Origin of the sequence: Methanolapillus africanus, assembly GCF_032714475.1 — an archaeon.
GTDB classification, from domain to species: Archaea; Halobacteriota; Methanosarcinia; order Methanosarcinales; family Methanosarcinaceae; genus Methanolapillus; species Methanolapillus africanus.
In genome coordinates this window covers 227,219-246,816 of the sequence record NZ_JAWDKD010000018.1, presented here as the reverse complement: position 1 = coordinate 246,816, position 19,598 = coordinate 227,219, and the positions used below count along the sequence as shown (strand labels likewise).

Below are 19,598 nucleotides of genomic sequence, written 5' to 3'. Positions count from 1 at the left end.
TTTTATTGATTTGGAATTATTTTTACATTTTCAGAAAAAACATTTCTTGCGGATGAAAAATGTTATATACGAAAATTTCAAATTTTGGGTAACCGTATTTATTATAAAAATGGGAGGAGATAAAAATGGTCATTGGAGTTACTATGTTAAACGTATTGCCCGGTTCCGAAAAAAACGCTTACAACGATTTAAAGTCGTTTGCCGGCGTCAAGGACGTTTACCACGTCTTTGGAGAATTTGACTTCGTCGTCATCATGGAATTGGAGACGCTTCGCGAATTAAACGATGTCGTCGACAAGATCCGTGAAAACCCGAACGTCACCGCCACGCAAACAATTGTCGGCGCCGAACTTTAATTTGATGAAAAGCGGTTTTCCGCTTTTCCTTTTTTTTATTTTTCATTTCTTTCTCTTGTTATCTTCTATTTTTCTTTTCATTTTATGCGCCGCGCCGCCGCGCGCGTTATGGCGATCATTTTTTAAGAATTTCATTGAAAAGTGTCCACAATTTTGATTGAAACAAAAACGGGATTTTGTCTTTGAATTTTGTTTTTGGGATTTATTTTTATAGTTGGTTTGTTGTTTTGTTTTGAGAAACCAACATTTTATTTTAAATCACAAATGACGTTATAAATTTAAAAAAGGGATACGGATGAGCGAATACAAACAATGCATTATCATGCGGACGGACCTGAAACTGTCGCCCGGGAAATTGGCCGTTCAGGTGGCGCACGCGGCGGTTTCATCGGCCGAGTGGGCGGACAAGCGCGAACTGGACGCTTGGAAAGCCGGCGGACAAAAGAAAGTGGTGCTCAAAGCGTCGAGCCTCCAGGAACTCTTCGAATTGAAGGAAAAAGCGCGGCGGGAAGGACTTCCGACGGCGCTCATCACCGACGCCGGACGGACGGAAATTGCGCCCGGAACGATTACGGTTCTCGGCATCGGACCGGCAGCGGAAGAACGAATTGACAAAATTACCGGGCATTTGAAAATGCTCTAAGTTTGAACAACGGAATACGGAATTATTATGGAAAACAGAATCGAAGTCCCGAATCTTGAAAAACAGATCGGCATCGACCGCTATGAAACGGACACGTTGGGCGTGAAAGGAATTTTGCGCCACCGGCCGGAAGATTTCTATGTCGAGGAAATCTCAGACGTCAAAGTCAGCCCGATAGATGCTGATAACAAGAGTTTGAAGTATTTGGTTTTTGAACTCACCAAAAACAATTGGGACACCAACCATTTCTTAAAGGCGTTTTCAAGCCATCTCGGTATCAGCCATAAACGGATCAGTTATGCCGGGACCAAAGACAAGCGCGCCGTGACGGTTCAAAAAATGAGCGTTTACGATCTGCCGGCCGAATCGCTGGAGAACGTTTCCTTAAAAGACGTTTCCATTCGCGTTTTAGGCAAATCTCAAGGCCCGGTCGCGCTCGGCGATTTGGACGGCAATATGTTCAAAATCATCATCCGAAACATCGATTTTTCACCGGAAGAAACCACCCAAATGGCCGAAAAAACAACATCTGAAATTGCAGCGATGGGCGGCGTTCCGAACTTTTTCGGTATCCAGCGGTTTGGAACCAAACGGCCGATGACGCATTTGGTCGGACAGGACATTTTATCCGGCGACTTGGAAAAAGCGGTCATGCGGTACATTGCTGAATCCTATCCGGACGAGCCGGAGGAAACGAAACGGGTGCGGGACTATATTCGAGAAACCAATGACCTCAAAGGCGGCCTTTCTCAAATGCCGGACCATTTGGGGCACGAAAAAGCGCTTCTCAATCACTTGATCTCGAATCCGGGCGACTTCAAAGGCGCGTTTATGGTCCTTCCGAAAAACCTATACACCATGTTTGTTCACGCCTACCAGTCTTATTTATTCAATCAAATCATCTGCGCGCGTTTAAACGCAGGATTTTCACTCAACCGCGCCGAAATCGGCGACATCGTTTGTTACCGGAAAGGCAAAGTTCCGGATCCGGGCCGTTTGGAAACCGTGGATTCGGAAAACATCGACGGCATCAACAATCTTCTCAAAAAGAAACGGGCTTTCGTCACAGCACCGCTTTTCGGCTCGGAAACGCCGCTCGCTTCCGGTATTCCGGGTGAAATTGAACGAAACATTATTGAAAAGACAGGATTTACCGCCGACGATTTCAAAGTGCCGGTTTTTCCGGAAACAGCGTCCAGGGGACTTCGAAAAGAGATTCTTCTGGAAGCCGAACCGAAATTTTCAGCAACAGAAGACTCCGAATTTATGGGGAAAACAGCGCTCACACTTGAGTTTTCGCTGCCGAAAGGAAGTTACGCGACAACTGTTTTGCGCGAATATATGAAAACGGATCCGTTAGACATGAGCTAACGGATTTCCATTTTAATCATTTTTTAAAAAACCAATTTTTTTAATCTTCTTTATATTTTTTAATACTTTTATTCGATTTTTATTTTTAATTTTATTTTATTTTTAATTTTGATTACTTGTAATATTTGCCGGTACATTCTTTAACTGTAATTTCAATCACAGCGGTTGCTTTGATTGAGTTTTTGAATGAGTTTCCGGCCAGTTCCGGCGTATATTTCTCAACGATTTTGTTGAGTGCTTCTGTTTTTACGGCTTCGTCTTCAACGATGCTTGCAATTCCGCGGATAATCACGCTTTGGTAAACAGTGTTGACGTCGCACGGATTTTTTTCTTCCGGCCGAATAAATCCGTCGAACCGGTCGACTTCAAAACCGATCTTTTGATTTTTGATGATGTTGTCCAATTTTTCGCCTTTGATCAAGCCGTGGATGTAGATTTTCTGATTGAGGTAAACAAAGTGGACCGGAATCACATACGGGAATCCGGAAATGTCGACTGTTGCCAAACGGCCGATCGGTTGCCCTTCTAAGAGGGCGGTGATTTCATTTTCAGTCAATTGATGTGTTTTCATTCGATTTTGCATATTTATCCCCGCCAAATTATGAAAAATTTAAAATAATTCAATCACGAATTTGAAAAAAATAATAAAAATAAAACCATGAAAAACAATATTGATTATACTTCTTTGGAAATATTAATTCTTATGCCTGAAAAAATGCTTTCCATTTCCATTTTTGTTTTCATTTTTGCGCTGCGCCGCCGCGCGCGTATGGCGATCATTTTTGAAGAGCTTTAAAATTGTCCGCTATTTTTATTGAGTTTGAAAGCGGATTTTAGTTTTTGATTTTAAATTTACGGTTTCTATTTATTTTATTTATTTTGAATTTGCCAATATTTTAATAATATCCCCGCTTTATACACGCTCATGCCTCACCGCGAACGTGAAAACGATGAGTCCGACGTTGGACAATATCTCGGGGAATACGCGAGTGTCTTCTCCATTGTGAGAGAGGCGTTGCCTTTTGAATTGATTGCGGTTGTCGGCGGTATTGTTTCCGGTGTGATTTTATCCGGCATGACTGACGAACTGGAGCTGATTCCGGGGCTTTTGGTTATTATTCCGGGTGTGATGGGTCTTCGCGGCAACATTTCATCGGCGCTCGGCTCCCGGCTCGGAAGCGCGATTCACATGGGTTTGATTACGAAAGCCGATTTCAAGAACAAAGAATTGACCAACAACATCATCGGCTCCATGATTTTAACCGTGATCGTTTCCACCTTTTTGGGAATTCTCGGACATTACATTTCTCTTCTTCTCGGTTTGGAAAGCGCGGGTTTGCTTCAGCTTGTGACGATTTCGCTTTTATCCGGCTTCTTTTCCGGGATCATCTTATCGATTATTTCCACTTACTTGGCGATCGGCACGTTCAAATTCGGATTTGATCCTGACAACGTGGTCACACCGTCGATTGCCACCATCGGCGACATCCTGTCGATGATTATGATTTTCATCATCGCGCGGCTGGTGATCATGTTATGACGTATTACACGATTCGCGGGCTTGTTCGAAACGGGCTTCCGATTCTTTTCGTCACCTGCTTCATGGCGATTTTCGTCGGTCTTCTGCTTGGTTATCAGGAAGATATTTTGATTGAATATCCGACGCTTTTGATTTTGATGCCGGTTTTGCTCAAAATCGGCGGCGATACCGGCAGCATGATGGCGTCCCGGTTGTCGTCGGCGTTTCACTTGGGTCTCAGCAGCCGGATTCGTAAAAATCCGGTGGTCAAAAACAGCGTCATCGCCGCCATCATCGTTGCGGTCGTTTCGGCGACGTTTGTGAGCTTTGTCGTTTATGTCATCAACATTTTCCTGGGATACGGGACGTCTCTCTTTTTAATATTGAGCGTCAGCGGCATCGTCGTTTTCTTTGACATCGTCATCGTTTACACAACGACGGTCGGGCTTTCCTTTTTGTCCCACAAAGTCGGAATGGATCCGGATGACACCGTGATTCCGGTCGTGGCCAGTTTGGGTGATTTGGTCGGCGTCATTGGTATGATGGTTTTCATTATCATTTTCGGTCTTTACACCTTGAATATCTTTTGAAACAAAGGCGGTCAACGTATCTCATCTATCTTATTTCATCTGTTATCTCATATTGTGTCATTGTTCCGATCCCTATTCCCTCATCTCATTTCCATTTTATCGTTTTGAAAAATACAAAACAATTATAATAAATATCTAAAACCCTAATGTCAACGAAAAAAAATAAATTTTAAGTAAACAATATTAAACAATCTATCTGTGTTGAATGAACGGACGGTTTATCAGGTTATGACAAAAAAGCAGTACAAGTATGCGCCGCGGAATCTCAAGGAGCTTCTCGTTGAGATGAAAGACACATCTGAGCTGATGATTGATTTGGCGTATTCGGCCATGATTTATGATGATGAAGACATCGCCGAAGAAGTGATGCATTTGGAAGAAACAATGGATATGCTCGACTATCACGTCAAGATGGGTGCGATGCTGAGCACGCGCCGGATTGACGAGGGCGAGCAGTTGCTCGGCGTTCTTGAGGTTGCGGCCGCTTCCGAATATATTGCGAACGCCGCCAAGGAAATTTCAAAATGCGTGCTGATGGACATTTCCATTCCGGACCGGCTCAAAGTGGCGCTTCGAAATGCCGACGAAACAATCGTCAAAGTCCGCCTGAATGACGAATCCGAAATGGTCGGGCAGACGCTCGGCGATTTGGGTCTCGACGTCGAAACCGGCATGTGGCTGATTGCGATTCGGCGCAATTCCGATTGGATTTACGCGCCGGACAGTGAAACCCGGCTCCGGCAGGGCGACGTTCTCATTGCGCGCGGCCACGACGAAGGCGTTCCGATTTTCTTTGAGAAAGCAACGCTCAAAATTTACACGCCCCGAAAAGTGATCGACTGCAACGAAACCGCCGGTCTTGAGCAGGCGATTGAAATCATCGTTGAAATGAAAAACATGTGCGAGCTGTCGGTCGGTCTCGCGTATTCCGCTCTGCTGTTCAACAACAAAGATATTGCGCAGGAAGTGCAATCGATTGAGGAAACCTTGGACGAAATGAAATACGAGGTTCAGGATTTGGTTTTGGAAGCCGCCCAATCGATGGAAGCGCCGGCCGATCTCAAAGGCATTCTGATCCTGTCCAGTGCGTCCGAACGGATTTCCAACGCGGCATCCGACATTGCCGACCCGGTGATTCGTGAAATCGGCCTCCACCCGATTATCGCGATGGCTGTTCGCGAATCTGATGAAATCATCATCAAAATCGACGTGGCGTCCTGTTCTCCGATTCTCGGCAAAACGCTCAAAGATCTGCGTCTCGAAACCGAGACCGGCATTCACGTTCTCGCCATCAAGCGCGACAACCGCTGGATTTATTCCGTCAGCGGCAAAATTACTATTCATGAAAATGACATTCTTATCGCACGCGGCTCCCGCGTCGGTGAAGAAGCGTTGATTGAAATGTGCACGTGTCCGGTTGATTTGAAATAAAATACAACGGCGTTTTATTTCTTTTTTCTCTTTTTCCTTTTCTCTTTTCTTTTTTGGCGGAGGCATGCGCGCGCGTTACGGCGGCACTTTTTGTTTTGCGTTTTTAAAAGCGGTGAGCAATTTTCGATGATGTCAAGCAAACCATCCCGTAAAATCAGATGCGAAGCATCTGTATTTTACGGATACCGCGAACAAATACAATCTAAAATTGTGAACTGTAGGTGCAAATCGGATCAGAAAACATGTGTATTGTTGGAAACAGCAGGTGCAAACTGAAATCTAAAAACGGTCAACTGCAGGTGCAATATGTAATCTAAAAATAGTTAACTGTAGATGCAATTGGAATTTAAAAATAGTTACTGTAAGGTGCAACTGCAATCTAAAAAATATAATTTGCATCTACTGTTTACTGATTTCATCTTATTTCATGGAAATCCGCCAAGTTCCGCCTTCTTCACGCCTTCGGCGTTCAGAAGTCTGAACTTGCGGGATAACATTTGGGACAGGTACTGCTGCATCTGCTGCTGACTTGCTTCGTTTGCTGTGAGTACTGCGTTTTCTGTGTGCGCTGCGCCGGCGCGCGCGTTATGGCGTCGGCTTTTCAAAATGTGTCAAAAACCGGGGTCTGTTTTTAAAAATCAAAAGAATAAAAAAGAAATGAATGAAAAAGAAATGAATGAAAAGATGAAAATAAAAATGGAAAAATAGAAACACGAAAAATAAAAAGTGGAAAATAGAAAAAGAAAAAAAGAAAATAAAAAGGGATTTTGGATTACTCCAAAACCACAATTTTATTTTTCGGGTATGTCGCTGTATATTTCACAACCATGGACTTTGCTTTTCCGGCGTCCAGGGTCAAATTCCATGTCAGTTTTCCGGTTTCTTTGTCGTGTTCGGCGCTTGAAATGTTGACGGCGTCGATTGTAATGCCTTTGTTCACGGAAACCGGCAGCTGATCTGAAATTTCTATGTCAATGGCTTGTCCTTTGGCGTTTCGGACGGTCAGCGTCCATTCTTTGGTGACTTTTGTGTTGCCGCCGATCAAACTCTTTTCCGTCATGTCTTTTCCTTTGACGCGGGTCACAATAACGCCCGGGTCGCGGCCGAGGGACAACTGAATGTACTCGCCGGCGCGGCGCGGATCAATGTATGTTTGTCCGACATATTTTCCCTCAAAGAAGATGTTGGCGTTTCCTTCAAGAAGATTGAGGTCGGTCCAATCCATGACGGATGCTGTCAGGAAGACGTCTTTTTCGAGTTTCCGGATGCTGTAATATTTAAATTCCGCTTTCAGTTGGTGGGATTTGATGTCGACCGGTTTTTGGTTGTACGACGACGGAATCGAATAAAGGGCCGGGAGGATGTATTCGACGCCGGTCAAATTGCTTGCGGAAATTGTCTGCGGCGGCTCGTATTTGACGAACCGTTTCTCCTTTTCATCAATAACGTATTCGCATTCGTCGATTTCCTCCATCGCCATACAGGCGGACGGCGCGTTAAAGGATTGGTATTCCGCTATTTTCTGTTTGCCCGGCGCGTAAGCTGGGGCGGCCGGATGCGGCTGTTCAAAGTCAACGTATTGCGGCGTCAGTTCCGGCAAATTTCCGGACAGGGACGGGTTGCCGGTGGAGAGCGTCAGTTTCACGTCTTCCCAATCTTCACCCGTTTGTTGGTGAACGAATGCTTTGAAGTTGAGCGTCACCGGACTTTCGACGTCTTTGGCGCGAATGTCATAGTAAGGCGTCCAGCCGGCGTTGTTGAGGAAATATGACAATTCGACTGTGTTTTCCATGTCTTTGGGCGCGAAAACTTCCACTTCAATTTCCGATTCGTTTCGGGATGAATAGCCCCGGCCGACTTCGTGATTAATTTGTTGGATCTGCTCCTGCAACTCTTCGATTTGAAGGGACAAATCTATCTTTTCATTTTCAATATCTGTCAGCTTGGATTTGAAATAATCCAGCGTTTCTCTAAGTTCGGTGATTTTGAGCCCTTCTTTTCCCGCCACTTCGCGGTTCAGTTCAAGCAGCGTGCGTTCTTCCGCACAAACCGAAAGCTGCCCTTTCTTTTGAAGGACCGAAATTTCCAGCTCTTTCTTCTTTTTCAGCAATTCCGCCACGCGTCCGGAATCCGGTGCGTCTGTTACGTATTTGATTTGATGGGAGACGGACGTCACTTGACAATCGTTTCCGATCGCCGCCGTCAGGCTTTCGGGATAAAGGTCCGCCGAAATGCCGGAAAATGTGATTTTGTTGAGGCCGGCGGCAAGTTTTAAAGAAGCGGCGCGCGTCAGCTGCGCGCCGTTTAAGAATACGGCGACGTCCGTTATTTTTCCCCGGACGTTTTCATGCGCGCAAATGGATTCGGAATATTCACTCATTTTAATTCTCCTTTTATTTTGTTGTTTTTTAATTTTTTTTATTTTGTTATTTTTAATTTTTATTTGTTTCTCATTTATTTTTAATTATTTTTTTAAATCGTTTTAATTAATCTTAATTTATTTTAAAACTCAATCATGAATCAAATGAATAAGGAACATAAAAATCTTCTTGTAAACTTCTTTTATATAAATAATATTCTTGGAATAAATGTAAAATCAACAAATAGGGGCAAGATTTATTTTCAAACAGTTATATATTTATGTCATCATACCCTTTATGAGCGTTCAAACGCTTATGTTTTGGCGCGATCCTGCACGATTTAGTGTGATTTAGCGCAATTGAGTACGATTTAGTGTGATTGAGTGCGATTTATTTCGAAATTATTATTGTCATCCTATGGTGTCACCGTACTTTGCAATCATAATTCGCAACGACTTTGAGATGAAAAAATGGTGAATTATAAAAAACTCTTTTTGATCAGCCTGGCAATCAGCCTCATCTCGGCAGTTGCTTTAATTCTTTTTACGACGGACGCGGACACGATTGATGCGCTGCTTCAAATTCGTCCCGTTTATATTTTGGCGGCTTTGGCCATTCAAATTCTGACTTATCTGATTACGGCCCGGAAAACAAAATTTTTGGCCCGCGCGCTTGGTTATGACGTTCGGACCCGGCACATGCTGGAAAACTGTTTGGCCGGCATTTTGCTCGCTTCCCTGACGCCGTCGTCGGTCGGCGGCGAGCCGGTCCGTATCTTGCTGCTGAATAAAAACAGCGGCGTTCCGGTCGGCAAGTCGACGGCAATCATTTTTATGGAGCGGCTCTTGGATGTTTTTTTCATCTTCCTTTGCCTGATCCCATCCATTTTTATCTTGCACACGGTGTTTGTATCGGACGATAACGGTATTCTGAGCCTCGGCACTTTGCTGATCCTTGCTTTGGTTATTTTAGTCTTTGTCGTTGCGGTTTTGCTTTACGGCGTTTTCCGCCCCGAATCTGCCAAAAAGGGCATCCGGTATGTTTTGGTGCTGACGTCAAAAATCTTGCCGGCCAAATACCGGCCAAAAATTGACCGCATGATTATCGCTTCCGAAAATGAAATGGATCTGTTTCACAGCAGTTTCCGGCGGTTTATTTCCGTCGGCAAAGTCAGTTTCTTGATTTCGCTTTTCTATACGGCTCTTTACTGGTTCGCCCACTTCTCGATCTTGTTGTTTATTTTGATGGGACTGAACGTACGGTTGGATATGAACGGACTGCTGCTTTTGTACGCCACGCAGGTTGTTTTGGTGCTCATCATGGTCATTCCGGCGACGCCCGGCGGCAGCGGTATCGCGGAAATCGGCGCGTATTCGCTCTTTTCCCTCTTCATCCCGGCGCCTCTGGTCGGCGTCGCCGTGATTGCCTGGCGCGCGATTACGTATTATGTGAACATCATTGCCGGTTCGTTGGCCAGTTTGCGTGTGATTCGCCGGTACGGTATTAATGCATTTGCAGATCCGGGAGAACTTCCGGCAAATCCGACAAATCCGGCCGATTCGAATCTGCCGCCCGGTTCCGGATGACCTTTCCATTTTTTCATTTTTCATTTTTTCATTATTTTTTTTGGATTTTGTTTTGACATCCGACCTATTTTTATTTTTGAGGATTTGACTCTTATTTTTGAGAGTTTGACTCTTATTTTGGGGGTTTGACTCTTATTTTTGATCAAATTTGAATTAAATTTATATAAAGTCAAATTGAATTATGCAACAATTTGACAGGTTATGATTTTTTTTATTCAGATTTATTTTAATTTATGATTTCATACTCATTTCAATATCAGGTGTATTCGTCAATGTATGTCAATAACAATTGTGTCGGTTGCAGCCAATGTATGGTGTTTTGCAAATACGAAGCGATTTCCGTCTTCGGAAAGGCGACGATTTCCGAAAAATGCGTCAACTGCCGGTTCTGTGTTTCCTATTGTCCGATGAAAGCGATTGAAACGGGCAATGCGGCCGGTGCATCTAATGCGGTTAATGCAACCGAAACAGCATCGAATGGGGGAATGTCTTAATGGCGGACACGGTTTCCAATCCCAATTCTAATTCAAATGCCGACAAAAAGCCGACGGCAATCGTCATCGGCGCCGGTCTCGGCGGTCTTTTGGCGGCGGCGCAGTTATCCAAAAAAGGTTATCAGGTCGATGTTTACGAACGGCTGGCGCTCATCGGCGGCCGCTTTATGAATATCGAATATCAAGGCTATCAATTGTCTACCGGCGCGCTTCATATGTTGCCGCACGGCGATTCCGGTCCTCTGGCGCTCATGTTAAAGTCGCTTGGCGCCGACGTGACAGTGATTCCGTCCGTGCCGATGGCAACCGTCCGTATGCCGAAGAATTCGGCGGACACCGACTATTCCAACGGTTTTGTGGACATTCCGTATGTCGAATTTAAGAAACATTTGACATCAAAGAATAAACTGATGATGGTTTTGTTGACGTTCGGCTACAAAATCAGGCTCGTTCGCCCGAAGAATACGATGTTTAAACCGTGGTATTCCAAATACATTCAGGATGACCGGATTGACCGCTGCGCCGACTCTTTTTCCGGCTGGTCGCTCAGCACAACTGCGGATGAAGTGACAACGGAAGAAATGTTTACAATTTTTGACAACATTTTCAAATACGGTGGCCCCGGCATTGTGGTCGGCGGCTGCAAATCTATTATTGATGAACTTGTGCGCATCATTACTGAAAACGGCGGCAAGGTTCACGCCAAAAAGGAAATTACAAAAATCTTGATGGCGAACGGAAAAGCCACGGGTGTTGCGATCGGCAGCGACGAGATTTACGCGGATTTGGTTGTCAGCGACATCGGCCACAAGGAAACTTGGGATTTGTGCGACCCGGAAATGGCGGAGCTTTCCGGCTACGGCGATTATATGGAAAAATTGAAGAAAATCGAACCGTCCGCCGGTCTGAAGATTTGTTTTGCGATCGATGAGCCGATGATCGAACACGGCGGCGTGCTTCTCACGCCTTATACACGCCGGATTAACGGTATGAACGAAGTCACGAACGCGGACCCGAACTTGGCGCCGCCCGGCAAACATTTGGTGATGGCCCACCAGAGAACCGCCTTAGACCGCCTCGATAAAATCGAAGAAGAAATCGATCTCGGACTGGCCGATCTCAAAGATTTGTTCCCCAGCAAAAAGCCGGAAATTCTTATGATTCAGGTTCACCACGGCAAATGGCCGGTCAACCGCGCGTTTTCCGGACAAGATTTCGGCAACACAACACCGATTCCAAACATGTTCATCGTCGGCGACGGCGCCAAAGGCCGCGGCGGCATTGAAGTGGAAGGAATTGCCCTTGGCGTTGAAAACGCCATGAACGATGTGGCTGCGTGGGAAAAAGCGAACCTATCATAATCCATTGACCTAAAGTATCTGTAACTGTAAACGCTCCATAATAGATATCATGCAAACCATCCCGAAAATTCGAACGCGTATCGCGTTCGAATTTCTCGGATACCGTTAACAGATATAATAATTGCAGTCAGCAGAACAGATGGTATTTTGGAAATAGTAGGTACAAACTGCAATCTAAAAAAGTCACCTGCAGATGCAAACTGAAACTGTAAATTCTGTACAGATTACTGGATATTTCCCAATGTATCTTACTGATTTAATCGGGATGGTTTGCTTGGCTCGAATAAAAAAACTTTTTTAAAAATAATTTGATTAAAATGATGCCGATTACGTTTTCCAAAAATGTATTCATTCCGGTCACAAACGTTTGCCGGAATCATTGCGCTTACTGCGGGTTTCGACGAAACGCCTCCGACCCGGAATCTGTTTTGATGTCGGAGGACGAAGTTGTTTCTATTCTTCGGTCAGGCGTTTCAGCGGGCTGCACGGAAGCACTTTTCACATTTGGGGAATATCCGGAAGAAGATCCTGTTTTTTTGGAACTGTTGAACGAAATCGGTTTTTCGTCTTTGACGGGTTATGTGGCGCATCTGTCCGATATTGCCATCCGGCTTGGAATTTTGCCGCACACAAACGGCGGCGTTCTGTCTTTTGACGATTTGAAACAGCTGGCTCCAAAAAACGCCAGCATGGGGCTGATGCTTGAAACGACGGCCGACATTCCGGCGCACAAGAACTGCCCCGGAAAAGAGCCGCGGGTTCGCTTGGAAATGATTGAAAACGCCGGTATTCTTCGCATTCCGTTTACAACCGGTATTTTAATCGGTATCGGCGAAAGCCGCGATGACCGCGTCGATTCGATTCAAAAGATTGCGGCGCTGCACGAAAAATACGGTCACATTCAGGAAGTGATCCTTCAAAATTATTCGCCCAAACCAAATCTGTCTGCTGAGGCGGCAAAGTCCTTGGGACTTTGCCCGCCGACGCGGGATGAAATGATGGAAACGATTGTCATGAGCCGCGAAATTCTGCCGCCGGACGTCGCGATTCAAGTGGCGCCGAATTTGATTGCACCGCTTGATTTGATCCGTTATGGTGTTTCTGATTTGGGCGGCATTTCTCCGGTGACGATCGATTATATCAATCCGGAAGCGGCTTGGCCGAAAATCGATGAATTGCGGACAACTTTGGCGTCGAGTGGCTACGAATTTAATGAACGGCTGCCGATTCATCCAGATTTTGTTTTAAAAGGTTGGTCCGGTACGGAAACAAAAGAGTTGGTGGCGGAACTGGCGGATGAAAACGGTTATCGAAAAACGAAAGCCATTTAAGCGTTGAATTATATTCTCTTGTGTTTATTTATTTCATTTACTCATCTTCTTTTAAATTTAATTTTGTCAAATCAAATCTTGGAGATAAAATTATGGATACAATGACCGCACTTTACACGCGCCGCAGCGTTCGAAAATATCAAAACAAACCGGTTCCGATGAACTTGATTGAAGAAGCCGTTAAAGCCGCCATGTTTGCGCCGTCGGCTCGAAACCAGCAGCCGTGGGACTTTATTATCGTTGACCAACGGGAGACTTTGGATAAAATTCCGGCTTTCAGCCCGCATGCGGCAATGGTCAAAGGCGCGCCGGCCGGCGTTCTGGTTTGCTTCAATAAGGATTACGAAGGGGCAGAAGGCTTTTTCCCGCAGGACCTCGGCGCTGCCACGCAAAATATGCTTCTTGCGCTTCACGCGAACGGCCTCGGCGCGGTTTGGACCGGCGTTTATCCGAGAGAAGACCGTGTGAACGGTTTTGTCGATTTGTTTAAATTGCCGGCGAACGTTGTTCCGTATGCGTTCGTTATTATCGGGTACCCGGAAAAGGAAGCTGACGCAGCTGACCGGTTCAAAAAAGAACGGGTTCACTACAATAAGTGGTAATGAAAGACCGACGGGTCTTTTTTCTTTTTTATTTTTCAGTTTGCATTTGCAGTTTTCTGTTTTTTAGGGTTGGTTTGCACCTTCTGTTTCCAACAATACAGGTTTTTCTTGGTACCGTTTTGCACCTATTGTTTCCAACAATACAGTCTTTTCTTGGTACCGTTTTGCACCGACCGTTTCCAACAATACAGTTGTTACTTTGCTCAGTTTTGCATCTCTTGTTTCCGATTGCACCTTCTCATTCTGTGATATCCGTTTAAACAGACGCTTTGCGTCTGTTTAAACGGGGTGGTTTGCTCAAATGGATAAAAATGAGCGGACGGTTTTGAGATAATATGATGAAAATGAACGGAAAACTCATCGAATCAAAAACAAAACCGACTCCGGTTTTTAAAAAATCGAAATAAAAATGGACGCCATAACGCGCGCGTGTGCCGCCGCCAAAAAAATCAAACAAAAATTTATTTACTGTCAATCCAATAAGTTTAGTCAAATGCTTTAATAACATGGATGTTATTTATTCAGAACTATTTCAAGAGAATTTCAGGTGAATTTATGAAAATTTTAGGCAATAATGAACGATTTACGATTCGAAAAATTACCGCCCGCGAAATCTTGGATTCCCGCGGCAACCCGACCGTCGAAGTCGACGTCTTCACCGACCGCGGTTTCGGCCGGGCCGGCGTGCCGTCGGGCGCATCCACCGGTTCCCATGAAGCGCTTGAGCTTCGGGACGGCGATGCCACCCGCTTTAACGGCAAAGGCGTTCAAAAGGCCGTTGAAAACGTCGGCAAGATTTCCCAAAATCTGATCGGGACGGACGTTCGCAAGCAACGCGAAATCGATATGATGATGCTGGCCATGGACGGCACCGACAACAAAGCGAACCTCGGCGCCAACGCAATCCTTGGTGTTTCAATGGCGGTCGCCAGAGCCGCAGCTGACAGCCTCAACGTTCCGCTTTACAGGTATTTGGGCGGTTCCAACGCCTTCAGTCTCCCGGTTCCGACGCTGAACGTTCTCAACGGCGGCAAACACGCCGGTAACGATTTGGCGATTCAGGAATTTATGATCCAGCCGGTCGGCGCCGAAACTTTTAAAGAAGCGATTCAAATGGGCGCCGAAACCTACCATGCGCTCGGCAAATATCTCAAAGAATCCTACGGCGAATCCTCCACGAACGTCGGCTACGAAGGCGGCTACGCGCCGAAAATGGACAAAACCGTCGAAGCCTTGGACGCGCTCATGATTGCGATCGAACGCGCCGGCTACACCGACGACGACATTAAAATCGGTCTCGATGCCGCAGCTTCCGAATTCTTTGACGGCGAAAATTACAAAATCGACGGCGAACTCATGACGCCCGAAGAACTCACGGCCTATTACGTCGAATTGGTGAACAGCTATCCGATTTTGTCCATCGAGGATCCGTTCCACGAGGAATCCTTCGAAGACTTCGAAACCTTGACCGGCGAACTTTGGGAAACCATTATCGTCGGCGACGACTTGTTTGTCACCAATCCGGACCGCATCGCCAAAGGAATCGCTTGCGGCGCCGCAAACGGTCTTTTGCTCAAAGTCAACCAAATCGGAACCATCTCTGAATCGATTGACGCCGCCACGCTTGCAACAAGAAACGGCTTCTCCCTCTTCGTGAGCCACCGGTCTGCCGAAACGGAAGACACAACCATTTCCGATTTGTCGGTCGCGCTCGGCGCCGATATGATCAAAACAGGCGCGCCGGCCCGCGGTGAACGGACGGCCAAATACAACCAGCTTCTCCGGATTGAAGAAGAACTGGGCAACGCTGCGGAATACACCCGGCTTTAATTTGAACAATTAAAAATTAACTTGAGAGAATATTTCTCTCAATTCTTTTTATTTTTTTATCTTTTATTTTTATCTTTTATTTTTATCTTTTATTTTTCCGATTTCTCCTTCTTCTTCTTTTTTCGTCTTCTTTCTATTTTTCTTCTCATTCTTCAATTATTTTAATTTGTATATATTTTATTATTTTTATAATGGTGTTACTGTATAATGTTTTTGTCAAAATCTATTTATAAAATCATTGATTTTTAGATGCATGGACTATTTGTACATCCTTCTACTCATTTACGTTCTTTTGAACGTTGTCGCGTTTGCCGCGTACGGTCTCGATAAAAGAAAAGCCCAAAATGCCAAATGGCGCACACCGGAAGCCACCCTTTTGTTTTTAGCTTTCCTCGGCCCCTTCGGCGCTTATGCCGGCATGCAGGTTTTCCGGCACAAAACACAAAAGAAACCATTCACATGGATGGTTCCGCTCTTCATGGTCATTCACTTGATCGCTTTGGCCGTTTTAATCTTTATTTAATATTTTATTTTTCTTAATTTTTTAATTTTTATTCGATTTTATGTTTCTTCTATTATTTTTATTCGCATTTCCAACCCAAAGGTTTAAATAATACTATTTAAAAAATAGAGATGGAATACGGATATAGTTCAATAATAACAAGAAACTTCAATTATTTATTAAAAACGAAAAAACATACGGGTCAGTAAAAAAACGAATAGATTGCAGGTCAATCAAAAACGATATCATACCGGGATAATTTCTGTGATGTGATCTTTCCGGCCAATCATCGGTCTCGTATCGGATTATCAGTCACTCTCGAATGTTAAAAGCTTTAATTTGTGATGAATTGAAGCGCTCATTTATATATGCAGATTTGATGCCTGATTCCTTTCATCTGCGTTTTCGCTTGATGTCATTATACAAAAAGGATTATATACTATAAACAAATTATACGAATTATATAATTCTATATTTATGTGAATAAATGTATCCATCATAAAATAGTAAATTACCTATATCTATTATCTATTGGTAATTATTACGAACTAAAAACTCTGATTCTCATGAATCAGCAGCACAAATCAAAAACAATATACCGATTTTCGAAAATCTGAGAATAATATGTCCGCCGCAACTTTCCGGAAATTCCTCCCGAAAATGAAACCTCTTTTCATTTTCATTCTTTTAATCAGCTTGTTCCTCTCAGGGGCAGCGCCGGCAGTTGCTTCTGTCTTTGATCCGTCTCCCTCGATCGATGATCCTATTGATCCTGCTTTTGTTGAATTCAATGTGACCGGCAACTCCGGGCCGGCCGACGGATACGATTTGCCGGCAAATTTAATGGAAACAATTTACACCTCCGGCTTTGATCAAATCTCCATTTTGACAAATTATCCAATGAGCCGTGTCAATCTCATAATTGAGTCACCCGGCACAACTTCCGCGTCCTCCGCCGGTGAAATCCTGACCCTCAACAACAACACGACGACGTTTTACGCCAACCAGTTTGAGTACATGCCGGACACCGTTGACGAATCGGGTCTGGTCACTTTGGGAAGTATTGTCAATATAACAATTTACTATTACGGCAAACCCATTACCGTTCATTCCGAAGACGTTTCTACACTCGCTGTGGACAATACCAACGATCTTCCGGTTGATCCGGTCGAAATGTCCAAAACTTTCCGGTTTAAAGCCGTCATGACGGAAGACGGTAACGAAATGACTTTCATCCCCTATGAAACCATATCCGCCGGCGAAATATTCATGCATCACGATTTTAATTATTTTGATGCCAATTATTCCACAATTCTGTCGGAAGACGGTCCGATCAATGCGATTTATTTGTACGGGACGGTCTCAGGACTGCACCAGCTTCAATCTTATTACTGGTATAAGCAGCCGGAAACATTTTCCTACAATTCGATACCGGCAGATGAAACCCTGAAAAGTTACAACCCCACCTTTACAGTCGACACCGGTCATTTGGAAGATGTGGGTGAATTCAATTTGAACACCGTTTTCTTGTGTGCAATCAACCACGACAAAGAAATGGAGGGAAACATCCCTGAATTCAATTACACACATTGTGGTATTTTTGGTACAGTTAATATTAACGATCAAATGATTGCGACAACGGTTACCAACGAAACACAGATCGTGTATGAATCCGATGCTTTAACAGCTGTTCTTCATGAACACAGACGCATGCTGACACTCCATCTGAATTTGAGTGAAGCCGGTCCGTACTTGGATTCCGCTTTAAGTGAACAAATTTACAAATTAACTTTTAATCCGGGAACCGGTTACGACACTTACACCGTTCCGTTTATCTTTAAATTCACAGAGCCCGGCGTCTTTAATATTCCGATTTCGAAAACCATTGACCCGGATAGCGGAAAATATATCGTCAAACTCCCGAAAATGGATGTGCCGGATGGAAAAACACAGTCGATCTCAAACTTGTCTTTCCCCAGCCAATTGGAGGAAGTTCTTGATAATAATTCAATGACCATTAATTTCAACGTTGACAGCGATGATTTCTTCGGAAACACCATTGTCGGCACGACGAATGGCAATTCTGATGGCGATTCTGATCCGGTTTTGATTTCCTGCTTTGATATTAAATTTAAAAACGATATCAATGAAGTGTTAAAAGAAAACAGATTGACTGTCGATCTCGTCTTTAAGATTCCCAAAAAGGTTAATGGTGAAGACATCAACGCCAATGAAATTGTTATTTATCACAAAAATCAGTCCGGTCAGCTCGAAAAGTTGCCGATTCAAATTGATTCGTCCGATCCCAATTACTTCATCGTCACCGCCCAAACATCCGGCTTCTCGCCGTTTGCCGCCGTTTTGGTTTCGCAGCCCGTTCCGCCGGCATCAAACTCTTCCGGAACCGCTGTCGGTCAAGCGACAATCATTGATTCGGAACCCACCACCGTTCCGTCTCAAATCATCCAGCCGGAACCCTCCAAACCCAGCACGGTTGATACGATCGTTTACAAAATTCAAGGATATTTCTCCACGTTCTCCGTTCTGGTCGTCTTAATTTCAGGAATCGCGATGTGGAATTATTTGAGAAAATCAATTTAAAAAACTTTAATTTTTTTTTAAAATGAATCATATCCTTTCTTTTTTTATTTCCGAATGGGTTCATCTGTCACATTTATTTTTCATTTGCTTTTGTTATCACAATCTTTTATTATTTCCATATCGTTTTTACTTTTATTATTCTCGTCTTACAAATTGATGTGATTGTCATGAGTTTCAAAAGAGTTGCTTTAACGCTGATTTGTGGGGTCGGTTATAACATGTCGTCTTCAGACGCCATGCCGATTCAAACGAAATATGGGTCCGTGAATGCTTACGTTTTAAATTTTGAATCGATGGACGTCGCTTTAATTCCGCGTCATCAGGGAAAACGACACGTTCCGCCGCATCAAATCAACTATAAAGCGCTCGTTTCCGCCGCCCAAAAAATCGGGGCGCCGGTTCTTTCCATCAATTCCGTCGGATCCATGAAACCTGAACTCGCAGCCGGCAGCTTTTTTGTGCCGAACGATTTTATTGATATGACAAAATTCCGGGAGACGACGTTTTTTGACAAAAAAGCCGTTCACACCGACATGTCCGATCCGTATTGCCAAAATATTCGCAAGGCGTTGACCCATGTTTTGGCTGAACAAGGCATTTCGTTTTCGGAAGGTGTTTACGTTTGCACGGAAGGTCCCCGGTTTGAAACCAAGGCGGAAATTCGGATGTATGCGCAGTTTTCGGATGTTGTCGGAATGACCGGCGTTCCGGAAGTTGTTTTGGCCAAAGAGGCCGGACTTTGTTACGCGTCCCTTTGCTTGATTACAAATCCGGCGGCCGGATTAAGTTCCAATGTGCTGACGATTGACGAAGTGCAGGATGCGGTGTCGGATTGTCAGGGTCAGGTTTTTGACATCGTTCTCGGTTTGGCCAAAAACCTGAAAAATCAAACGGAAACGGATTGTTTCTGCAAAGATTCCGTTCAAAACAGTGAGATTTAAATCCGAGAAGCGAATTCTATCCGATTCACGTCATTTCCGTTTGATTTTTTGATGTGAACTTCTCAAATTTTAAGTGTCGG

The 19,598-nt window shown here is 44.4% G+C and carries 18 protein-coding genes; 15 read left to right on the top strand and 3 right to left on the bottom strand.

The annotated features are described in order from the left end of the window. Positions 1–125: 125 nt before the first annotated feature. The 3 genes from MsAg5_RS05660 (at position 126) to truD (ending at position 2,370) form a co-directional block, all read left to right on the top strand. Positions 126–356, top strand: a complete 231-nt coding sequence (locus tag MsAg5_RS05660; protein ID WP_338099653.1) for an Lrp/AsnC ligand binding domain-containing protein — start codon at positions 126–128, stop codon at positions 354–356. Positions 357–651: 295 nt separating this feature from the next. Further along, positions 652–999, top strand: a complete 348-nt coding sequence (gene pth2 / locus MsAg5_RS05655) for a peptidyl-tRNA hydrolase Pth2 (RefSeq protein WP_338099652.1) — start codon at positions 652–654, stop codon at positions 997–999. A 27-nt stretch (positions 1,000–1,026) separates the two neighbouring features. Next, a complete protein-coding gene (truD, locus tag MsAg5_RS05650; RefSeq protein WP_338099651.1) occupies positions 1,027–2,370 on the top strand; it encodes a tRNA pseudouridine(13) synthase TruD in 1,344 nt (447 codons plus the stop codon). 112 nt (positions 2,371–2,482) lie between these two features. Here truD and MsAg5_RS05645 read toward each other — a convergent pair whose 3' ends face one another. Next, the gene (locus MsAg5_RS05645) at positions 2,483–2,953 is read right to left on the bottom strand and encodes a pyridoxamine 5'-phosphate oxidase family protein (RefSeq protein WP_338099650.1); all 471 of its coding nucleotides are present in this window, start codon (positions 2,951–2,953) and stop codon (positions 2,483–2,485) included. Positions 2,954–3,295: 342 nt separating this feature from the next. On the opposite strand from MsAg5_RS05645, the gene MsAg5_RS05640 reads away from it, so the two are divergent. From MsAg5_RS05640 to MsAg5_RS05630, 3 genes are all read left to right on the top strand, one after another. Next, entirely contained in the window at positions 3,296–3,910 is a 615-nt protein-coding gene (locus tag MsAg5_RS05640; RefSeq protein ID WP_338099649.1) for a magnesium transporter, read from the top strand. Next, a complete protein-coding gene (locus MsAg5_RS05635) occupies positions 3,907–4,479 on the top strand; it encodes a magnesium transporter (protein WP_338099648.1) in 573 nt (190 codons plus the stop codon). The genes MsAg5_RS05640 and MsAg5_RS05635 overlap by 4 nt, the downstream gene beginning before the upstream one ends. 228 nt (positions 4,480–4,707) lie before the next feature. Then, positions 4,708–5,910: a potassium channel family protein gene (locus MsAg5_RS05630; RefSeq protein ID WP_338099647.1), complete on the top strand. Its 1,203-nt coding sequence runs from the start codon at positions 4,708–4,710 to the stop codon at positions 5,908–5,910. A 772-nt stretch (positions 5,911–6,682) separates the two neighbouring features. On the opposite strand, the gene MsAg5_RS05625 is transcribed toward MsAg5_RS05630, so the two are convergent. After that, positions 6,683–8,290, bottom strand: a complete 1,608-nt coding sequence (locus MsAg5_RS05625; protein WP_338099646.1) for a DUF4139 domain-containing protein — start codon at positions 8,288–8,290, stop codon at positions 6,683–6,685. Positions 8,291–8,740: 450 nt separating this feature from the next. On the opposite strand from MsAg5_RS05625, the gene MsAg5_RS05620 reads away from it, so the two are divergent. The 5 genes from MsAg5_RS05620 (at position 8,741) to MsAg5_RS05600 (ending at position 13,644) form a co-directional block, all read left to right on the top strand. Next, positions 8,741–9,856: a lysylphosphatidylglycerol synthase transmembrane domain-containing protein gene (locus MsAg5_RS05620; protein WP_338099645.1), complete on the top strand. Its 1,116-nt coding sequence runs from the start codon at positions 8,741–8,743 to the stop codon at positions 9,854–9,856. 272 nt (positions 9,857–10,128) lie between these two features. After that, positions 10,129–10,350, top strand: coding sequence for a 4Fe-4S binding protein (locus MsAg5_RS05615; RefSeq protein WP_338099644.1), 222 nt, complete (start codon positions 10,129–10,131; stop codon positions 10,348–10,350). Beyond that, on the top strand, positions 10,350–11,711 hold the full coding sequence (locus MsAg5_RS05610) for a phytoene desaturase family protein (protein WP_338099643.1): 1,362 nt from the start codon (positions 10,350–10,352) through the stop codon (positions 11,709–11,711). Before MsAg5_RS05615 ends, MsAg5_RS05610 begins: the two co-directional genes overlap by 1 nt. Before the next feature lie 317 nt (positions 11,712–12,028). After that, positions 12,029–13,042: a 7,8-didemethyl-8-hydroxy-5-deazariboflavin synthase subunit CofG gene (gene cofG, locus MsAg5_RS05605; protein WP_338099642.1), complete on the top strand. Its 1,014-nt coding sequence runs from the start codon at positions 12,029–12,031 to the stop codon at positions 13,040–13,042. 92 nt (positions 13,043–13,134) lie between these two features. Further along, positions 13,135–13,644 (top strand): nitroreductase family protein, encoded by a 510-nt coding sequence (locus MsAg5_RS05600; protein ID WP_338099641.1) that lies wholly within the window; start codon positions 13,135–13,137, stop codon positions 13,642–13,644. Between the two features lie 63 nt (positions 13,645–13,707). On the opposite strand, the gene MsAg5_RS05595 is transcribed toward MsAg5_RS05600, so the two are convergent. After that, positions 13,708–13,878, bottom strand: a complete 171-nt coding sequence (locus tag MsAg5_RS05595; protein ID WP_338099640.1) for a hypothetical protein — start codon at positions 13,876–13,878, stop codon at positions 13,708–13,710. Positions 13,879–14,199: 321 nt separating this feature from the next. Between MsAg5_RS05595 and eno the strand changes: the two genes are divergently transcribed. The 4 genes from eno (at position 14,200) to MsAg5_RS05575 (ending at position 19,518) form a co-directional block, all read left to right on the top strand. Continuing rightward, the gene (eno, locus tag MsAg5_RS05590; protein WP_338099639.1) at positions 14,200–15,474 is read left to right on the top strand and encodes a phosphopyruvate hydratase; all 1,275 of its coding nucleotides are present in this window, start codon (positions 14,200–14,202) and stop codon (positions 15,472–15,474) included. Between the two features lie 253 nt (positions 15,475–15,727). Next, positions 15,728–15,997, top strand: a complete 270-nt coding sequence (locus tag MsAg5_RS05585; protein ID WP_338099638.1) for a DUF1294 domain-containing protein — start codon at positions 15,728–15,730, stop codon at positions 15,995–15,997. A 603-nt stretch (positions 15,998–16,600) separates the two neighbouring features. Next, on the top strand, positions 16,601–18,577 hold the full coding sequence (locus tag MsAg5_RS05580; protein ID WP_338099637.1) for a hypothetical protein: 1,977 nt from the start codon (positions 16,601–16,603) through the stop codon (positions 18,575–18,577). 167 nt (positions 18,578–18,744) lie between these two features. Further along, positions 18,745–19,518, top strand: coding sequence for an MTAP family purine nucleoside phosphorylase (locus MsAg5_RS05575; protein WP_338099636.1), 774 nt, complete (start codon positions 18,745–18,747; stop codon positions 19,516–19,518). Positions 19,519–19,598 lie beyond the last annotated feature (80 nt).

Coding starts and splice junctions, on each gene's coding strand:
- MsAg5_RS05610 (WP_338099643.1), top strand. CDS start 10,350: ATGGCGGACACGGTTTCCAATCCCAATTCTAATTCAAATGCCGACAAA.
- MsAg5_RS05640 (WP_338099649.1), top strand. CDS start 3,296: ATGCCTCACCGCGAACGTGAAAACGATGAGTCCGACGTTGGACAATAT.
- pth2 (WP_338099652.1), top strand. CDS start 652: ATGAGCGAATACAAACAATGCATTATCATGCGGACGGACCTGAAACTG.
- MsAg5_RS05600 (WP_338099641.1), top strand. CDS start 13,135: ATGGATACAATGACCGCACTTTACACGCGCCGCAGCGTTCGAAAATAT.
- MsAg5_RS05630 (WP_338099647.1), top strand. CDS start 4,708: ATGACAAAAAAGCAGTACAAGTATGCGCCGCGGAATCTCAAGGAGCTT.
- MsAg5_RS05645 (WP_338099650.1), bottom strand. CDS start 2,953: ATGCAAAATCGAATGAAAACACATCAATTGACTGAAAATGAAATCACC.
- MsAg5_RS05635 (WP_338099648.1), top strand. CDS start 3,907: ATGACGTATTACACGATTCGCGGGCTTGTTCGAAACGGGCTTCCGATT.
- MsAg5_RS05615 (WP_338099644.1), top strand. CDS start 10,129: ATGTATGTCAATAACAATTGTGTCGGTTGCAGCCAATGTATGGTGTTT.
- eno (WP_338099639.1), top strand. CDS start 14,200: ATGAAAATTTTAGGCAATAATGAACGATTTACGATTCGAAAAATTACC.
- MsAg5_RS05580 (WP_338099637.1), top strand. CDS start 16,601: ATGTCCGCCGCAACTTTCCGGAAATTCCTCCCGAAAATGAAACCTCTT.
- MsAg5_RS05575 (WP_338099636.1), top strand. CDS start 18,745: ATGAGTTTCAAAAGAGTTGCTTTAACGCTGATTTGTGGGGTCGGTTAT.
- truD (WP_338099651.1), top strand. CDS start 1,027: ATGGAAAACAGAATCGAAGTCCCGAATCTTGAAAAACAGATCGGCATC.
- MsAg5_RS05620 (WP_338099645.1), top strand. CDS start 8,741: ATGGTGAATTATAAAAAACTCTTTTTGATCAGCCTGGCAATCAGCCTC.
- cofG (WP_338099642.1), top strand. CDS start 12,029: ATGATGCCGATTACGTTTTCCAAAAATGTATTCATTCCGGTCACAAAC.
- MsAg5_RS05585 (WP_338099638.1), top strand. CDS start 15,728: ATGGACTATTTGTACATCCTTCTACTCATTTACGTTCTTTTGAACGTT.
- MsAg5_RS05625 (WP_338099646.1), bottom strand. CDS start 8,290: ATGAGTGAATATTCCGAATCCATTTGCGCGCATGAAAACGTCCGGGGA.
- MsAg5_RS05660 (WP_338099653.1), top strand. CDS start 126: ATGGTCATTGGAGTTACTATGTTAAACGTATTGCCCGGTTCCGAAAAA.